The sequence below is a fragment of the Marinospirillum alkaliphilum DSM 21637 genome, assembly GCF_900119735.1.
In the GTDB taxonomy this organism is placed as follows: Bacteria; Pseudomonadota; Gammaproteobacteria; order Pseudomonadales; family Halomonadaceae; genus Marinospirillum; species Marinospirillum alkaliphilum.
The window spans coordinates 86527-104114 of record NZ_FPJW01000001.1 but is presented as its reverse complement, the minus strand read 5'-3'; the positions used below and the strand labels follow the sequence as shown (position 1 = coordinate 104114).

12 protein-coding genes and 3 tRNA genes are annotated in these 17588 nt (G+C 56.2%); 6 read left to right on the top strand and 9 right to left on the bottom strand.

Features of this window, described 5'->3' with window-relative positions; genetic code table 11:
- Window positions 1-150: 150 nt before the first annotated feature.
- Window positions 151-1503 (top strand): aminodeoxychorismate synthase component I, encoded by a 1353-nt coding sequence (gene pabB, locus BT114_RS00510; RefSeq protein WP_072324366.1) that lies wholly within the window; start codon window positions 151-153, stop codon window positions 1501-1503.
- Here pabB and BT114_RS00505 read toward each other — a convergent pair.
- The 7 genes from BT114_RS00505 to ppc all read right to left on the bottom strand — a co-directional run bounded on the left by BT114_RS00505 (window position 1500) and on the right by ppc (window position 12198).
- On the bottom strand, window positions 1500-4319 hold the full coding sequence (locus tag BT114_RS00505; protein ID WP_072324365.1) for a response regulator: 2820 nt from the start codon (window positions 4317-4319) through the stop codon (window positions 1500-1502). The genes pabB and BT114_RS00505 overlap by 4 nt on opposite strands.
- The gene (gene mazG / locus BT114_RS00500; RefSeq protein ID WP_218163427.1) at window positions 4303-5178 is read right to left on the bottom strand and encodes a nucleoside triphosphate pyrophosphohydrolase; all 876 of its coding nucleotides are present in this window, start codon (window positions 5176-5178) and stop codon (window positions 4303-4305) included. Before mazG ends, BT114_RS00505 begins: the two co-directional genes overlap by 17 nt.
- A complete protein-coding gene (gene relA / locus BT114_RS00495; protein WP_072324364.1) occupies window positions 5175-7445 on the bottom strand; it encodes a GTP diphosphokinase in 2271 nt (756 codons plus the stop codon). Before relA ends, mazG begins: the two co-directional genes overlap by 4 nt.
- A gap of 89 nt (window positions 7446-7534) precedes the next feature.
- Window positions 7535-8449 carry a cysteine synthase CysM gene (gene cysM / locus BT114_RS00490; protein ID WP_072324363.1) on the bottom strand — a complete coding sequence of 305 codons (915 nt, stop codon included), beginning with the start codon at window positions 8447-8449 and terminating at the stop codon, window positions 7535-7537.
- Window positions 8450-8490: 41 nt separating this feature from the next.
- Window positions 8491-8955, bottom strand: a complete 465-nt coding sequence (locus tag BT114_RS00485) for a YaaR family protein (protein WP_072324362.1) — start codon at window positions 8953-8955, stop codon at window positions 8491-8493.
- Window positions 8956-8958: 3 nt separating this feature from the next.
- Complete coding sequence (locus BT114_RS00480; protein ID WP_072324361.1) at window positions 8959-9474, bottom strand: DUF2489 domain-containing protein; 516 nt, start codon at window positions 9472-9474, stop codon at window positions 8959-8961.
- 75 nt (window positions 9475-9549) lie between these two features.
- A complete protein-coding gene (gene ppc / locus BT114_RS00475) occupies window positions 9550-12198 on the bottom strand; it encodes a phosphoenolpyruvate carboxylase (protein WP_072324360.1) in 2649 nt (882 codons plus the stop codon).
- Window positions 12199-12346: 148 nt separating this feature from the next.
- Between ppc and BT114_RS00470 the strand changes: the two genes are divergently transcribed.
- The 4 genes from BT114_RS00470 to BT114_RS00455 all read left to right on the top strand — a co-directional run bounded on the left by BT114_RS00470 (window position 12347) and on the right by BT114_RS00455 (window position 13284).
- Window positions 12347-12423 (top strand) — tRNA-Met (locus tag BT114_RS00470).
- A gap of 152 nt (window positions 12424-12575) precedes the next feature.
- Window positions 12576-12651: transfer RNA gene (locus tag BT114_RS00465), tRNA-Asn, on the top strand.
- A 32-nt stretch (window positions 12652-12683) separates the two neighbouring features.
- Window positions 12684-12759 (top strand) — tRNA-Asn (locus tag BT114_RS00460).
- 84 nt (window positions 12760-12843) lie between these two features.
- Window positions 12844-13284 (top strand): hypothetical protein, encoded by a 441-nt coding sequence (locus BT114_RS00455; protein WP_072324359.1) that lies wholly within the window; start codon window positions 12844-12846, stop codon window positions 13282-13284.
- A 1-nt stretch (window position 13285) separates the two neighbouring features.
- On the opposite strand, the gene BT114_RS00450 is transcribed toward BT114_RS00455, so the two are convergent.
- Entirely contained in the window at window positions 13286-14608 is a 1323-nt protein-coding gene (locus tag BT114_RS00450) for a M18 family aminopeptidase (RefSeq protein ID WP_072324358.1), read from the bottom strand.
- A gap of 174 nt (window positions 14609-14782) precedes the next feature.
- Between BT114_RS00450 and BT114_RS00445 the strand changes: the two genes are divergently transcribed.
- Window positions 14783-16858 carry a carboxy terminal-processing peptidase gene (locus BT114_RS00445; protein WP_245770363.1) on the top strand — a complete coding sequence of 692 codons (2076 nt, stop codon included), beginning with the start codon at window positions 14783-14785 and terminating at the stop codon, window positions 16856-16858.
- 16 nt (window positions 16859-16874) lie between these two features.
- Here the strand turns inward: BT114_RS00445 and BT114_RS00440 are convergent, their stop codons facing one another.
- On the bottom strand, window positions 16875-17588 hold the full coding sequence (locus tag BT114_RS00440) for a class I SAM-dependent methyltransferase (RefSeq protein ID WP_084661750.1): 714 nt from the start codon (window positions 17586-17588) through the stop codon (window positions 16875-16877).

Sequence of the window (17588 nt, the reverse complement as noted above, 5' to 3'; positions counted from 1 at the left end):
ACACCTACCCCAGACAGGTCAACACACACCTTAGTCTAAAAATCAGGCCATGAAATTCAAAGCATTGTTAATAAAGGATTTTATCTTGAACTCATCAGTCACGCTTCACCCTAGCTTTCTCAAAGTGTCAACAACCCGGGCTTTTTTCTGATGAGCAACAAGGTTTCTGCATCCACAAAGGCACAACTACTGCCTTATGCTTCTGCGACCGAACTGCTGCATGCCGTACGTCACCTGCCTGATCCGATATTGCTGGACTCCTGCCATCCATCAGACAACGCCGGGCGCTTTTCGATAGCCTGCGCGACACCCACCGAAGTGCTTGAAATTCATTCTGCAGCCGAGTTGTTGTTACTGGAAAAACTGCGCCAGCCACTGCCGCCACTGACAGCACCGGAGATCCAGCACCTGCCTTTCACTGGCGGCTGGATGGGTTACTGGAGTTATGACGCTGGCAGGTTGTTTGAACAGCTGCCGCAACAGGCTGAAGATGATCTGGCACTGCCTTTGATTCGCATGGGGCTTTATCCCTGGGCACTGGTGACCGATCACCAACTGCAACAGACCTGGCTGGTTGGCAGTTTTAATCCCGAACTGGCTGAACAACTGCTGCAACACCTGCAGGCAAGCCCTATTCAAGTAGCAGATGAAGCGGATTTCCAGCTGACCAACCCTTTTGTCAGCAATCTTTCACACCAGGCCTATCTGGAACATTTTGAGCAAGTGCAGGCCTGGTTGCGCAGCGGTGATGCTTACCAGGTCAATCTGGCGCAGCGTTTCACCGCTTCTTATAAAGGCAGCCTCTACCAGGCCTGGCAACAACTTCGCAGCGACATCAATGCTCCCTGGGCTGCCTTCATGCAATGGCAGGACAAAGCCCTGCTGTCACTGTCACCAGAGCGCTTCCTGCTGGCCGAGCCTGATGGCCGGGTGGAAACCCGCCCGATCAAGGGCACCCGCCCGCGCGGACAAACACCCGAAGAAGACCAGCACTACCGCGATGAACTGCTGCACAGTGCCAAGGACCGGGCCGAAAACCTGATGATTGTGGATCTGCTGCGCAATGATCTGGGGCGGGTGTGTGAACCGGGCAGCATTCGCGTACCACAACTTTTTGCACTGGAAAGCCACACCAATGTGCATCATCTGGTCAGCCATGTGACCGGACAACTGGCACCGGGAAAACATCCACTGGATCTGCTGCAGGCATGTTTTCCCGGTGGTTCCATCACCGGTGCACCCAAGTTGCGGGCGATGGAAATCATCGAGACACTGGAACCTTGCCGACGCAGCATCTACTGCGGCAGCATCGGTTACCTGGATCGCAGCGGCCGGATGGACTTCAACATTGCCATCCGCACCTTTATTGCCAGTGACAACCAACTGCATGTATGGGGCGGGGGTGGGCTGGTGGCTGACTCGGATGGTCAGACTGAATATGAAGAAACCTTTCATAAGGTCAGTTGGTTGATTCGCTGCCTGCAGCCAACCTTCCCGGATTAACCGTCCTGGTGCCAGTCGGTGCGATACTCCCGCTCCTTCCAATCCTGCAACCGGTCAATTTCATAAAACAGTTGCTCCAGGCTGCGGGCCACCAGTTGCTGTTGTCCGGCCTTGAGCTGGGTTTCCAGGGCTTCGGTGGTCTGCGCCAGATCCGGCACACCACAATAACGACTGGCACCATGCAGGCGATGCACGGCATCCAGCAGGCTCTGATCATTCTGCTGACGCAGAGCTGCTTCAATGGCATCACGGCTCTGCTGCAGTGAGCTCAGCAACATTGCCAGCAATTCATCAGCCAGCTCGGTTCGTCCTGCTGCCAGCTTGATGCCCAGCTCACGATCCACCGGACAGGTCTGCCAGGCTTCTTCGGAGTGATTGGGTTCCGGCAAAACGGGCAAGCCCGGTGTCTGGTAACGATCACCCAGCCAGCGCTGTAACAGGTCAACCAGTTGGCGTTCATCCAGAGGCTTGATCAGTACATCATTGATGCCGGCTTCCAGCCATTTTTCCCTTTCTTCCGCCACCGCATGGGCCGTCAGGGCTATCACCGGCAGGGTGCGCCAGCTCTGGCCCAGCCTACGGATATGACGGGTCGCCTGTACACCATTCATTTCCGGCATCTGGATATCCATCAATACCAGATCCACCACCTGCTGCTGTACCAGCTCCAGCGCTTCCACACCATTTTTAGCCTGCAGGGTGGCAAACCCTAACTGCTCCAACAGCGTCACCAACAGCAGCAGGTTGGATGGCGTGTCATCAACAGCCAGAATCACGGGCTGCTTCTGTGTAGCGGGTTGCTGCGTGGTCAGTGTCAACAATCCCTGATCAGGAAACTTTCGCTGCTCCATCACAGACTTGAGCGCTTCACAAAAACGCTTGGGTAACAAGGGTTTGGTCAGCAGATGCAATCCACCAGCCTGACGCAGACGCTGATGAATTTCGGCTTCCGAGCTGTTCACCAGTAATAACCCTGCCATTTTTCTGGTATGCAGTTGACCGATGGCATCCAGCCATAGTGGTGAAGCAGCCTGGCGGGCACTGAGGCCAATCACCACAGCCTGCAGCTGTGGTTCATCTGCCACTGCCTGCAGCATTTTTTCCGGGCTGTCCCAGGCCAGTACCTGAGCACCCCAACTGCGCAACAGGTGGCACCAGGACTGATTGGTTAAACGGTGTGTTTCCAGCACCCCAAAAGTTTTGCCGGTCAACCAGGGCTGAGCTTCCGGTGGCATGTCCAGCAGCTGCATCGGCAAGCTGAACCAGAAGGTGGAGCCCACACCCTCAGCACTCTCCAGATCGATATCGCCACCCATCTGCTGCACCAGCTGCTTGCAGATCGCCAACCCCAGTCCTGTGCCGCCAAACTGGCGAGCCTGACTGGCATCCGCCTGAGTAAAGGCCCGAAAAAGCTTCTGGCGTTGGGGCTCACTCAGACCGATGCCGGTATCACTGACAGCAAAACGCAGGCGACAACTTTTACCCGGTTGCAGATCGACGGCAGCCCCTTCTTTTTCATCATCCAGCATGATGCGCACCACCACTTCACCCTGCCCGGTGAATTTCAGTGCATTACTGACCAGGTTACCCAATAACTGCTTGAGGCGCAGCGGATCACCACGCACCACGGCGGGCACATCGTCATACACCAGCCCCAGCAATTCCAGCCCCTGACGATGGGCATGGGGAGCCTGCAGTGAAAGGCTATCTGCCAGCAATTCCCGCAGATCAATCGGCACTTCTTCCAGCACCATCATGCCTGCCTCGATCTTGGAAAAATCAAGAATGTCATTGATGATGCCAAGCATGGTTTCCGACGCCCCAAGGATATGCGTCAGGTATTCCTTCTGGCGGGACTCCAGCCGGGTGCGGGACAAGAGATTGGAAAAGCCGATGATGCCATTTAAGGGGGTGCGGATTTCATGGCTCATGTTGGCCAGAAACTCGGATTTGATGCGACTGGCCTGCAAGGCATCCTTGCGTGCACGATCCAGTTCGATGTTCTTGATTTCAATGGTTTCCAGACTGCGCTGGGCATCTTCGCGGGTTTCTTCTATCGCCTGGCGATAACTGGCTTCTCGCTGCTGCACAACTTCAGCCATGCTGTGCACTGCCTGCTGCAACTGGTTCAATTCAACCACAGCCTCAGTATCAGCCTGTTGCAGGGATTCACCTTCGGCAAACCGCTGCAGATTGACACCCATCTGTTCCAGATAGCGCTGCAGGTGCTGCACCAGCAGATGGGTCAACATCAGGCTAAACAACAGCAACCCCGTTACCAGACCACCACCCAGCAGCAGTAAGCGGTACTTGTCCAACAACACTGAACTGCGATTCAGCTCCAGTTCTGCCCAGCCCACCAGCGGATTGTTTTCACCCGGACGCAAACGCTGTGTCGGCAGTGCATAAAGGGGTTCAATAAAGCGCACGGTTTCCCGCTCAACTGCTGTCACTGATTCCCGATTCCAGCGGGCATCCGGATTCAGCTCAAGGCTGCGCATACTGGGCCCGGCATGCAGCAGGCTGGTCTGACGATGATCATAAAGGGAAAAGGCACGCACATCCGGGGCTTCCAGCAGTTGATCAACCAGTTGCCGCAAACGTGGAATCTGGCTGCTGCGATCCGTCTCCGCCAGACTGTTGACCAGCGATGGTCCCAGATGTTTAAGCGTCAACTGCCCGCGTTCCAGCATCTGCCGGTCCATGGCATCAAAGTGGTTTTTCAGCAGCCAGCCACCCAGCCCCAGCACCAGCACCAGCAACCAGAGAGGTAAAAAACAGCCAAAAAGAATCCAGCCTTTAAGGGAAAGTTTCATCAGCCTGTTCCTGGCGCTCACGGCGCTTGGCTTCCTGCCAGAAGGCTTCCAGCTGTTGCAGATCGATGCGAGTAGCGGGATCTTCCTGTCGGGCAACTGTCAGCGCTTGTCCCTGCTCGGCACAGAGGGCTTCCACCACCCGAAAACGCTGCTCAAACTTGCGGTTGGTGCTGCGCACTGCGGCTTCCGGGTCAATCTTCAGGTGACGTGCCAGATTCACCGCAGCAAAAATGAAATCACCGGTTTCATCCAACACCTGCTGGGCATCACCACCGGCCAGAGCTTCGCGGATTTCTGCCAGCTCTTCTTCCAGCTTGTCCAGCACAGCCAGTGGATCACCCCAGTCAAAACCCACCGTAGCAGCACGTTTTTGCAGCTTCAGGGCACGGGTGATGGCGGGCAGGGCTTGTGGCACACCATCCAACACCGACTCAGCCTGCTGTTTTTGCTGACGCTCCTCGGCCTTGATGGCTTCCCAGCGGCTTTTCACTGCTGCAGTGTCTATCTGGCTGGCATCACCTGCGCTGCTGCTCTGCAGGGTGCCGTCAGGGAACACATGCGGATGGCGGCGAACCAGCTTGGCAGTCAAGCCATCCACGATGTCAGCAAAATCATAACGCCCTTCTTCTTCAGCAAAACGGGCGTAATACACCACCTGAAACAGCAGGTCACCCAGCTCTTCCTTCAGGTGATCATAATCACCCTGCTCAATGCACTCTGCCACTTCATAAGCTTCTTCCAGCGTATGCGGCACAATGCTTTGCCAGGTCTGCTTCAGATCCCAGGGGCAACCCTGCTGCGGATCACGCAAGCGCGCCATCAACAACAGCAGGTCTTCCAGGTGATAACGGGCACTCAACGCTTTTCCTCATGTTTGGCATGCTGACGAAAACGCTGCACATCCACCACGTTGGGCAACTGACTGATTTTGTTCAGCACCTGCCCCAGTGCTTCCAATCCGGATACTTCCAGGGTCAGCAGGATATTGGCGAGGTTTTCCTTCTTGTCAGTCAGGGTGTTGACCGACAGCACATTCACCCGCTCATTGGCCAGAATCATGGTGATGTCACGCAGCAGACCGGTGCGATCCCAGGCCTTGATGCGAATTTCCACCGGGTACATCTGCGTTTTTTTGGTGCCCCATTCAACATTCACCAGGCGGTTGGGATCTTCCGCCCGGAGTTGATTGACATTGGTGCAGTCATGGCGGTGAATGGTGACACCTCGCCCGATGGTGATGTAACCAATGATTTCATCACCCGGCAGCGGCTGGCAGCACTTGGCCATCTGGGTCATCAGATTACCAACACCCAGAATGGTGATGTCATCCTTGCCCGGATCCTTGCGGCTGCCCGGACGGGTCAGCAGGCGATCCAACTGATCCACGTCTTCGGTTTCACCAAACAGGTGTTGCGCCATTGACAACACCTGACCTGCGCGCAGATCACCGGCTCCCAATGCAGCATAAAGATCAGCCGCTTCATGCAGGTTCAGGGCATGGGCCAGTGCACTCATGTCCAGGCCTTCCAGCCCCAGGCGCTTGAACTCCTTCTCGATCAGTTGGCGACCTTCATCAATGTTCTTGTCACGGTCCTGGAGTTTGAACCAGTGCTGAATCTTGGCGCGGCAACGTGAAGTGCGCACGTAACCCAGGGAAGGATTAAGCCAGTCACGGCTGGGCCCCCCTTCTCCGGCAGTGGTGAGAATCTCCACCTGCTCACCGGTTTTCAAGGCGTAGTTCAGCGGTACAATGCGGCCATTGATCTTGGCACCCCGGCAACGGTGACCGATTTCAGTGTGCACCCGGTAGGCAAAATCAATCGGGGTGGCATCCTGCGGCAAGTCCACCACATGGCCGTCCGGGGTGAAGACATAAATGCGATCCGGTGCCACATCATTCTGCAGCTCTTCGCGGATACCGGTGGCATCCCCCACTTCTTCGTGCCATTCCAGTACCTGACGCAGCCAGGCGATTTTTTCTTCGTAGGCGTTGCTCTTGCCACTGGCATCAGTGCCCTTGTAACGCCAATGCGCACACACACCCAGCTCGGCTTCATCATGCATGGAGAAGGTACGAATCTGCACTTCCAGCACCTTGCCGCCGGGGCCAATCACTGCAGTGTGCAGGGAGCGGTAACCGTTTTCCTTGGGGGTGGCGATGTAATCATCAAATTCGTTGGGGATGTGCTTGAACATTGAATGCACGATGCCCAGCACGGCATAACAATCCCGTACTTCCGGCACCAGCACTCGCACCGCACGCACATCATAAACCTGGGAAAAGTCGATCTTTTTGCGCTTCATCTTGCGCCAGATCGAATAGATGTGCTTGGCACGTCCTTGCAGGTCGGCACCATCAATGCCCTGCGCCTTGATGGCCTGATGCAGCGACTGGATCACCTGCTGGATGTACTCATCCCGATCCATGCGTTTTTCTGCCAGCAGGCGGGCGATGTACTTGTAGCTGTCTTCTTCCAGATAACGGAACGAAAGGTCTTCCAGCTCCCACTTGATGTGACCGATGCCGAGGCGGTGCGCCAGCGGTGCATAAATCTCGAACACTTCCCGCGCCACACGCAGACGTTTGTCACGCGGTGCTGTTTTCACCTGACGCAGGGCACAGGTTCGTTCGGCCAACTTGATCAGTGCCACTCGCACGTCATCCACCACCGCCACCAGCATCTTGCGCAACTGCTCCAACTGGTTCTGCTTCTGACCGAACGCAGGCGCATCACTGGTCTGAATCTGGCTGATGGCAGCCATCTGCTGTACACCGGCAATCAGCTTGGCCACGGTTTTGCCGAAACGTTTTTCCACTGCGTCGATGGTAATCAGTTCCTCACGCACACCCCGGTACAGAATCGCAGCAATCAGAGTGTCATCATCCATGCGCAGCTCACCGAGGATATCGGCCATTTCCAGACCGGTACGCAGGTTGCTGGCACCTTCATACCACTGGCGGTTTTCCGCCTCCGCCCGTTGTTCCAGTTCGGCGGCCAGGTCGCAGGCTTCCCGCACACGCTGGGGATGTGCCAGTTGCACATCCTCCTGCAGGTGGGTTAACCAGAGATCCAGATCAACACTGCCATCAGGCCGGAGGGGCTGATCGTCTCTTACTTTTACCATCGTTCATTCCGCTGCTGTTTTTCCGAAAACCCCATCCGACATCCCTGCCGCTGAGGTGATTGGCCTGTTTTTGATCTCAGGCTTTATTGTTATTGACCTGAAGCGGCAAACACGCCCGTCGACAGGTAACGATCACCCCGGTCACAGATGATCGCCACAATCACTGCATTTTCTACCTCAGCGGCCAGACGCAGGGCACCGGCGATGGCACCACCGGAGGATACACCGGCAAAAATCCCTTCTTCACGCGCCAGACGACGCATGGTGATTTCTGCTTCCTGCTGACTCATGTCCATCACACGATCCACACTGGCCGGATCAAAAATGGTCGGCAGGTATTCCTGCGGCCAACGGCGGATACCGGGAATGCTGGCACCTTCAGAGGGTTGCAAACCGATGATCTGCACTGCCGGATTCTGTTCTTTCAGATAACGTCCGGTACCCATGATGGTGCCGGTGGTGCCCATGGAACTGATGAAATGGGTCACCCGGCCCCGGGTCTGTTGCCAGATTTCCGGCCCGGTGCTGCGGTAATGCGCCAGTGGGTTGTCGCTGTTGCCAAACTGGTTGAGCACCTTGCCCTTGCCTTCAGCCTGCATCTGCAAGGCCAGATCCCGAGCTCCTTCCATGCTGGCTTCCTTGCTGACCAGAATCAGCTCGGCACCGTAAGCCTGCATCGACCATTTGCGTTCTTCAGAAGAGTTTTCCGGCATGATCAGGATCATTTTGTAACCCATCACTGCCGCCGCCATGGCCAGCGCAATGCCGGTATTACCGGAAGTGGCTTCAATGATGGTGTCACCGGGTTTGATATCACCGCGGGCTTCTGCCTCGCGGATCATCGAAAAGGCCGGACGATCCTTGACCGATCCGGCGGGGTTGTCCCCTTCCAGCTTGGCCAGGATGGTATTGTTTTGACCTGCAGTCATGCGCTGCAGGCGTACCAGCGGGGTATTGCCAACCAGATCAGCAATGGTTGGCCAGTCAGGTGTAACACTGGACATTTTGGATGTTCACTCCACACGGGTCAGCGGCCAAGGCCGCATCACGACAGCAGATCGACCACCAGCCCCTTGATGGTGACCAGGCTGCGGGCAATCGATACCCTGTCCTTCTGTTCATTCATAACCAGTTGCAGCAATTCTTCAGCTTCTTCATCAATACGGCGAATCACCTGATGACGATCCGCCGGATGCCAGCCAGGTCCAACACTTTCAACCTGAAAACCACCCTTGACCACCTTGGCGACCAGGTTCGACAAGAGTGCTCGAAACACTTCCAGGTTACCAATGGTAGGATGACGCTCCAACTCATCACCCGCCTTGCCCAGCAGATCCTGCAACTGTTTAAGCTCCTTGCGAAGATCTGTACGGCCGCCGGTTGCAATCTGATGCAGCAACTGATCACCAAAGCTGGGAGTATCAGAGTCCATGCGGCCAACCGCCCCGGATGGACGCCCTTTCTGGCGGTCCGAGCGCAGGTTTTTCAACATGGTGTTGATCGGCAACATGGCTTATTTTCCGTCAGCGGCATTCACAAACAGGGGCGACTTCGCCTGGTATCCCTGCTGCTCACAAAACTCGCGCAGGGCCACTGCGGCCTGATGCACCTGAGCTTCAAACTGCTCTTCCAGTGCCCGTCGCTGCTGATCCTGTTTTTCACGTTCGGCTTCCGGCAAGGCTTCACGCTCAGCATGGGTCGCAAACTGACGCGCCTTCTGATGCACCTGATCAATCACGGCCCAGGCTTCATGGTGCACATGCTTGCCTTCATCCAACAGATCCAGAAACACCCGCACCCGCAGACAGCCTTCGGTTAAATTCACCTGGCGATCCTCTATGGCGCGAACCAGCACCAGCAGGTTTTCCATAATATTGTCACGGGCCTGCTGCTGCTCTTTTGCGCGACTTTCACGCGCCAGCATCATCTGGCGTTTTGCTTCCAGATGCAGATGCAGGGCATAACCTGCCAGCGGGATCAAAAAGGCAATGGCTGCTGCAAGCAGGATTCCGGCAGTCTGGGCGGTCATAAAAACTTACTCACTTGTTGCGAATTTTCAGCCACCAAGCATAGCAGATCCCAAGGGTGCAGGGCAGCCACCCTGTCACCCGGTGTTGCGTAATCCTGCTGCGATGCCCGCAATGGTCACCATCAGCGCCCGCTCCAGCATCGCCGGATTGGCACTGCAGACCCCCTGCTGTTCACAGGCACGCACTCGCGCCAGCAACTCCGCCTGCAATTGATGCAATGGAATGATATAGGGATTACGGACACTGATCGCCTGACGGGTCAGCGGCACCTGCTCCAACAATTCCTGTTGCTGCAACAGCGTCAGCAGGCAGCTCACCAACTGCTGTTCACGGTCACGCAGGCCTGCACCCAGAGGTTTCAGTGCATCCTCCACCAGCAGCTCTTCATACTCCACCACCGAAGCCAGATCCACTTTGGTCAACACCATTTCCAGCATGTTGATGTTACTGGCAAAAAATGGCCAGCCTTCGATCATTTCACGCAGTGCCTGGGTTTCTCCACGCGCCACCGCTTGCTGCAAGGCCGTGTCACTGCCCAGCCAGGCGGGCAACATCAGACGCACCTGAGTCCAGGCAAAAATCCAGGGAATGGCACGCAAGGATTCAATGCCACCACCGGGTTTACGTTTCGCCGGGCGACTGCCCAACGGCAGTTTGGCCAACTCCTGTTCTGGTGTCAGCTGACGGAAATAGGGCACAAAATCCGGTGTTTCACGCACCATGCCGCGGTAACTGGCCACTGCATCCGCAGCCAACCGGTTCATCAGCTCACGCCATTCCGGGCGCGGTGCCGGTGGCGGTGCCAGCGTGGCTTCCAGTACCGCGCAGGTGTAAACCTCCAGCGCCCGTTCTGCCAGGGCTGGCAAACCAAATTTGAAGCGAATCATTTCACCCTGTTCAGTCACCCGCAGACGACCCTGCACTGACCCCGGCGGTTGCGCCAGAATCGCTGCCTGAGTCGGGCCACCACCACGGCCCACAGTGCCACCACGACCATGAAACAGGGTCAGGTGCACCTGATGGCGGGCACAAACCTCGGTCACTGCTTCCTGAGCACGATACTGGGCCCAACTGGCCGCCAGTTGGCCGGCATCCTTGGCAGAATCCGAATAACCAATCATCACCTCTTGCCGACCACGGGTGTAGGTTTGATACCAGGGCAGGGACAACAGACCATCAATCACTCTGGGCGCACGCTCCAGATCAGCCAGTGTTTCAAACAGTGGCACGATCCGCATGCTGCGCTCCAGCCCGGCGGTTTTCAGCAGCAGCGCCACGGCCAGTACATCAGAGGGCTGCCCGGCCATCGAAATAACATAAGCACCCAGCGCATCATGACGCTCAGCGGCAATCACCCGACAGGTATCCAGCACCTCCCGGCTTTCATCACTGCAGGGCCAACTTTCCGGCAACAGCGGCCGTGGATTGGTCAATTCGTGCAGCAGAAAGTCCACTCGGCGCTGCTCATCCCATTCGGCATAATCACCCAGTCCCAGATAACGGGTAGCTTCCGACAACACCTGGGCATGACGCGGTGCTTCCTGGCGCACATCCAGCCGCATCAGGCTCATGCCAAAAGCAGACAGGCGCCGCAGGATATCCCGCAACAGGCCATCAGCGATGACCTGCATGCCACACTCACAAAGGGATTCATAACAAAGCATCAGGGGTTCACGCAACCCATCCACGTCAAACAGGATGCGCTCATCGTCATAAGGCTTACCATCCAGCTGCGCCTTGAGCCAGTCCAGCGTGGCCCGCAGCCTTTCCCGTACCTGCCCCAGCAACACCCTGTAGGGTTCGCGCACTGGCCCAACCCTTTGCACCAGCGCCTCACTGGCCTGATGCATGGACAGCTCGGCCCTCAACTGATCAATATCACGATGATAAAGATCAGCAGCCTGCCAACGTGACAACCACAAGACTTGTTGCGTTACCCGTGCAGTCACACGTGGATTACCGTCACGGTCGCCACCCATCCAGGATGCAAAACGCACCGGGGCTGCATCCAACGGTAACGGCTGACCACAAACCCGCAGCAGCTGTTCATCCAGCGCCCGATAATAGGCGGGCACGGCCTGCCACAGGGAGTTTTCGATCACCGCAAAACCCCACTTGGCTTCATCCACCGGTGAAGGGCGTTGACTGCGGATTTCATCGGTGTGCCAGGCCTGGGCAATGATTTCTTCCAGGCGGCGCAACACCTGGGCACGATTTTTTTCACTGCTGTCCTGCTCATAACGTGCCAGACAAGCATCCAGTGCGTCATATTTCTGAATCAGGGTGCGGCGGCTGACTTCAGTGGGGTGCGCAGTGAACACCAGCTCCACACGTTGGGCGTCCAGGGCTTCAGCAATGCGCTGGGGGGCTACACCCTGCTCCAGCAGCTTGTTCAGCAACAGGGTTAAACCCGGCTGTTCGCCACGACGATAATCCTCCACCACCCGCTCACGGGCACGGTAGTGCTGTTCTGCGGCATTGGCCAGATTAAGGAACTGGGTAAAGGCTCTTGCCACCGGCAACAAGGCTTCATCATCAAGCTGGCGCAAGGACTCACTCAACTGCTGCGGTGTGGCTTCACCCTGATGCACCTGCTTGGACAGGGTCCGAATGGATTCCACCTGTTCCAGAAATTCTTCCCCATGAGCCGCACTCATGGTGCGCCCCAGACTCTCACCCAGAATCCTGACATGCTCGCGCAGTGATGTATCCAGACTGGTCATGGTGTTTCCTCCGATGAATAAAGCAAATCTATTACCTTCAACTCTGGCATGCACACAGGGGTGCAGCAAGCACCTCATCAAAAAAATCAGACTCTTTTTGGCATCAGGGTTGCGAAAGCGCCATAGATCATTATAATGCGCAGCCGTTGGCTATGTAGCTCAGTTGGTTAGAGCACATCACTCATAATGATGGGGTCCCCTGTTCGAGTCAGGGCATAGCCACCACCTTTCCGAATCCCCGGATTCACCAATGAAAGGTGAAAAAGATGAGTGGATTGCAGCGTCGAGTTCAGTGAAATCAAATGTCACTTGACCTCAGGGAAAATTACCCTAGAATGCAACCCTCTGTTGAGCAAAGCCTTTTCAGGCAGAAGTGTTCCCGAATAGCTCAGTCGGTAGAGCAGTTGACTGTTAATCAATTGGTCGCAGGTTCGAGTCCTGCTTCGGGAGCCAGACTCAATATCTTTTCTTGCAAGGCCCTATATTCCCGGATAGCTCAGTCGGTAGAGCAGTTGACTGTTAATCAATTGGTCGCAGGTTCGAGTCCTGCTCCGGGAGCCAACCTTGTCAACCGCTGAATCCCCTCTTATTTTTAATCTGCAGACTGCTGGACAGGCGTACTCCTGCTTCCTATGATCAGCAGCCATGACTGCTTCTGTTGTGTTACGCCCCACCTGCCCACCCGGTGCCTGCATCTGCGGGCTGCAACAGCTGCTGTCTTCGACCGCCAATTCTGATCATCGCATCCTGCGCCTGACCCGCGCCGAAGAAAAAAAGCTGCTGGAGCGCCTGAAAAGCTTGCGCGACCTGGATGACCTTCGGCACATGCAGCAGCGGATGTTTGAACAACTGGGGCTGCAGATGGATATCAACCCAGGTTTTGGTGAAGTGCGCAGCGCCAGAGGCATTCAGATTCAGGTTCACGAACAGCCGGGGCTCTGCCGCAAGACCCGCAAAGCCATTCCTTCGGCCATCCGCTACAGCCTGAATGCCAACCCGGAAATCCTTTACCGGCTGCTGGATGAATACGACCTGTTTGGCATGCACAACCAGCAACCGGATGCCCCGGAAGTGCCTGAGTCCTGACTTATTCCTGCCCGGTCCAGCCGGTGATAAAAGCCTGCAAGGCCTGACACAGATACCAGGCATCCTGCGTTCCAGCCGTTTCACGAATCGAGTGCATGGCCCACTGTGGCGCACCCACATCCACCACCCGTACGCCCAGCCGGGTCGCAGCAATCGGACCAATGGTGCTGCCACAGCCCATATCCGAACGGACCACAAAACGCTGTACCGGCACCCCGGCGGTCGCACAAAAACCGGCAAACAGGGCAGCTGTTTCACTGCTGGTGGCATAACGCTGATTGGCATTCAACTTGATCACCGGACCAGCATTCATTTTAGGGCCGTGATTTTCATCATGCTTGTCAGCATAGTTGGGATGCACGGCGTGAGCATTATCACAGGACACCAGCAGCGAACGCGCAATCATGCGCTGATACTGCTGCTCATCACCACTCAGGCGACGCAATACACTTTCCAGAAACGGCCCTTCAGCACCAATGGCAGAAGCGCTACCCACTTCTTCGTGATCATTACAAACCAGCAGGGAAGTTGCCGCCTGCCCCTGATCAGTCGCCAACAGAGCCTGCAGCCCCACATAACAGGACAACAGATTATCCAGCCGTGCCGAACTGATGAAAGATTGCTCCAGACCAACCAGTGCCGGCGGCTGGGTGTCATAAAAGCACAGATCAAAATCCACCACCTCGGCCACCTGATGCCCTTCACGCTTCAACCAGCTGGCCAACAAGCGTTTCAGCGCCGGCTCAGCAACCTCGCCGTCTACCGCACTCTCTGCTGCACCCAGCACCGGCGGCAAATGCAACTGGGCATTCACTTCCGAGCTTTTATTGGCTTCACGGTTCAAGTGAATCGCCAGAGAAGGAATCACCGCCACCGGCTCACCCAGATCCACCAACGCCTGTTGCAGCTGCCCGGCTTCATTGCGGAAATACACCTGCCCGGCCAGCGACAGGTCACGATCAAACCAGGGGTGCATCAATACCCCACCATAAACCTCCACCCCCAGTTGCAAGTATCCCTGACGCACCAGCTCAGGGTTGGGTTTAACCTTTAAACAAGGGCTGTCAGTATGAGCGCCCATCATGCAAACACCCGCTTCCACTACAGGTTGCTGCCCCAGCCGAAAAGCCAGCAGTGAACGCCCTCCCCGTACCAGAAAATAGCCCTGACCCGGCTCAAGCACCCAGCTTTCGCCTTCGTGCAGTGGACTGAAACCCGCTTCCTGCAACTGGCGCACCATGTTTTCCACGGCATGAGCCGGTGTAGGGGAAGCCTGCAAAAAACTGATCAAACCCTGATTGAATACCGCTTGTTGCTGCGTCACTTGAATGCTCCAGCTGTGTTGTGGCTGTGTAATGGTTTGTGCACAAGGCTGTCATCCCTGCCCTGATGGGTTATGCTTGGCAGAACCCGATAAAACTAATTCTAATTGCTGCAATCTATAGCTGACAGTGTTTTACAACTGATGATTTTGAACCAGTTCTGGGAGTAACAACGGATGCGCAAGCACCTTCTGCGTGGATTGATGATCGGCTGGCTGCTGCTGGGGCTTGTTCCTCTTGCACTGGCCACTGAACCCTCTACACGCCAGTATACACCGCTGGAAGAACTCCAGCCGACCAGCGCACACCGACAGGTTGCCCGCGAAGTCACTCGCCTGATGACCCGCCAGCATTTTGCTGATGTCACATTAAACAGTAGCCTGGAACAACAGGCGCTGGATAACTACCTGAAACAACTGGACCCCAACAAGGCCCTGCTGACTGCTGCCGAAGCGCGTCAGATTCTGGCCCGCACCGGTGATCTGGAAGCGGCACTGGTGAAAGGCGACCTGGAATTTGCCTTTGAGGTATTTATCCATGTGACCGGACTGCACAAGGAGCGTCTTGAGCAGAACCTGCGCCAGTTGAACAATAAACTGGACAGCTTCCGCTTCGACCAGGACCAGCGTTTCAGCGCCGACCGCCGGGAAGTGGCATGGCCGGAAACCCAGGCCGAACTGGATCTTTACTGGCAACAGCGCCTCACCCATGAGCTGCTGAGCCTGATGGATGCCGATCAGAGTGTTGAGGAAGCACGTGATCTGCTGGTACGGCGTTATCAGAATCAGTTGAATCGACTGCGCCAGACCAACGCTGATGACATTTTCCAGGGCTTCATGAATGCCTTCACCACCAGCGTGGACCCCCATACCAACTATTTTTCACCGCGTCGCAGTGAAAGCTTCAACATCCAGATGAAACTTTCACTGGATGGCATTGGTGCCATGCTGCAAAGTGAAAATGAATACACCAAGGTGGTCAGCCTGGTACCCGGCGGCCCGGCTGATCGCCAAGGCCAGCTGCGTCCCACCGATCGCATCATTGGCGTCGGTCAGGGCAAGGACGGTGAAATCGAAAACGTGATCGGCTGGCGTCTGGATGAAGTGGTGGATCAGATTCGTGGTCCGCGCGGCTCCATTGTGCGCCTGGAAGTCCTGTCTTCCGACAGCACCAACCGCCGCCTGATTGAAATCGAACGCAATGCGGTACAACTGGAAGACCAGGCCGCCAGCAAACGCGTGATTGAAACCACGCTGGACGGTGAAACCCGTCGTATTGGTGTGATCGAAATCCCCACCTTCTACCTGGACTTTGAGGGGCAGCGTACTAATCGTCGTGATTACCGCAGCACCACCCGTGATGTGGCACGCCTGATTGATGAACTGAAAAAAGAAGGCATTGATGGTCTGGTGATTGACCTGCGCAACAATGGTGGCGGAGCCCTGCAGGAAGCCAACAGTCTGGTTGGGCTGTTCATTCCGCGCGGCCCGACCGTACAGGTGCGTGATGCCGATGGCAACGTCAACATCCTCGGTGACAATGGTGGCCGTGTGCATTATGACGGCCCACTGGCGGTGGTGATCAACCGCCTGTCTGCTTCAGCTTCGGAAATTTTTGCCGGCGCCATCCAGGATTACGGCCGTGGCCTGGTGGTGGGAGAACAGTCTTTTGGCAAGGGCACCGTTCAGACCATCATGGATCTGAGTTATGGCCAGCTGAAAATCACCCGTGCCAAGTTCTACCGCATTTCCGGTGACAGCACCCAGCACCGCGGCATCGTGCCGGACATCCTGTTCCCACCACTGTTTGATCCGAACCGCATTGGTGAAAGTGCATCCCCCAATGCCCTGCCCTGGGATCAGGTCCAGGCCGTGCTACCACCGCGCCACTCCATCGTGCAACGCGCCCTGACACAATTAAAGGATCGTCACCAGCAGCGTATTGCCAGCGACCCCAACTTCCGTTTTCTGTCTGAACAGTCTGACTGGTTGCGCCGCCATGATGGTGCACCCAGCATCAGCCTGAACCGCCAACAGCGGCAACTGGAACAGGAAAAGGAAAAAGCTGAACAGCTGGCGATGGAAAACCGTCGCCGTCAGGGACTGGGACTGGAGCCACTGGCAAAACTGGAAGAAGAGACGGAAGAAGATCACGCCACCCAGCGCGAACCGACCCCCGTTGATCTGGCCATTCTGGAAGAAACCGGCCGCATCCTGGTGGATTTCAGCCGGATGGTTTCCAGCGCCAACTGAGCTGAAAAGCCACTGATTAACTGGTTGACTGCTGGCTCTCCCCAGCCTCCACCGGCAAGCGCCCCGCAGCAAGGGGCGCTTTGCGTTTCAGCATAAACACCTCCTCCACCACACCATCTTCCCGTTCCTCCCGGTGCAGGCATTCAATACGGAAATTGCCACCATAAAGCTCATCCACTTCAGCAGCCGTCAGGTTAAAGGGTGGACTTTGTCTGGCTTCAGGTGCCTGGCGGGTCACCAACAGCATTTTGGCACCGGGTTTTAAGCATTGCGCCAAAAACAGCGCATAGTTCTGGCGCACCGCCTTGGGCAAAGCAACCAGAGCAGCTCGGTCATACACCGCATCCACCGAGCGCAGCATTTCCTGTTTGAGGTGAAACACGTCGCCGGCCACAAACAACAACCGCCCCTGCCAGGCCAGCTTCAGGCTGTTTTCCTCGGCATACCGCACTGGCTCGGCATGGCTGGCCAGATAATCCTGCTGGGCCTTTTCTGACAGATCCACACCAATCACTTCATGGCCTTCAGACAACAACCAGTCCATATCCAGGCTTTTGCCACACAAGGGCACCAGCACCCTGGACTCGGGTGCCAGCTTTAACCGTGACCAGAAACGCTGCAGATGACGATTCACCTGCGGCTGGTGAAAACCCAGATCATCATCCCGCCAGACGACTTCCCAATAACTTCTGTCCACACCCTCTCCTATCGTCTCAACTATCCACATCAT

Bases quoted from the DNA above. Each gene is read 5' to 3' on its own strand.
- relA (WP_072324364.1), bottom strand. From the start codon at position 7,445: ATGGTAAAAGTAAGAGACGATCAGCCCCTCCGGCCTGATGGCAGTGTT.
- BT114_RS00445 (WP_245770363.1), top strand. From the start codon at position 14,783: ATGCGCAAGCACCTTCTGCGTGGATTGATGATCGGCTGGCTGCTGCTG.
- pabB (WP_072324366.1), top strand. From the start codon at position 151: ATGAGCAACAAGGTTTCTGCATCCACAAAGGCACAACTACTGCCTTAT.
- BT114_RS00480 (WP_072324361.1), bottom strand. From the start codon at position 9,474: ATGACCGCCCAGACTGCCGGAATCCTGCTTGCAGCAGCCATTGCCTTT.
- ppc (WP_072324360.1), bottom strand. From the start codon at position 12,198: ATGACCAGTCTGGATACATCACTGCGCGAGCATGTCAGGATTCTGGGT.
- cysM (WP_072324363.1), bottom strand. From the start codon at position 8,449: ATGTCCAGTGTTACACCTGACTGGCCAACCATTGCTGATCTGGTTGGC.
- BT114_RS00440 (WP_084661750.1), bottom strand. From the start codon at position 17,588: ATGATGTGGATAGTTGAGACGATAGGAGAGGGTGTGGACAGAAGTTAT.
- BT114_RS00505 (WP_072324365.1), bottom strand. From the start codon at position 4,319: ATGAAACTTTCCCTTAAAGGCTGGATTCTTTTTGGCTGTTTTTTACCT.
- BT114_RS00485 (WP_072324362.1), bottom strand. From the start codon at position 8,955: ATGTTGCCGATCAACACCATGTTGAAAAACCTGCGCTCGGACCGCCAG.
- BT114_RS00455 (WP_072324359.1), top strand. From the start codon at position 12,844: ATGACTGCTTCTGTTGTGTTACGCCCCACCTGCCCACCCGGTGCCTGC.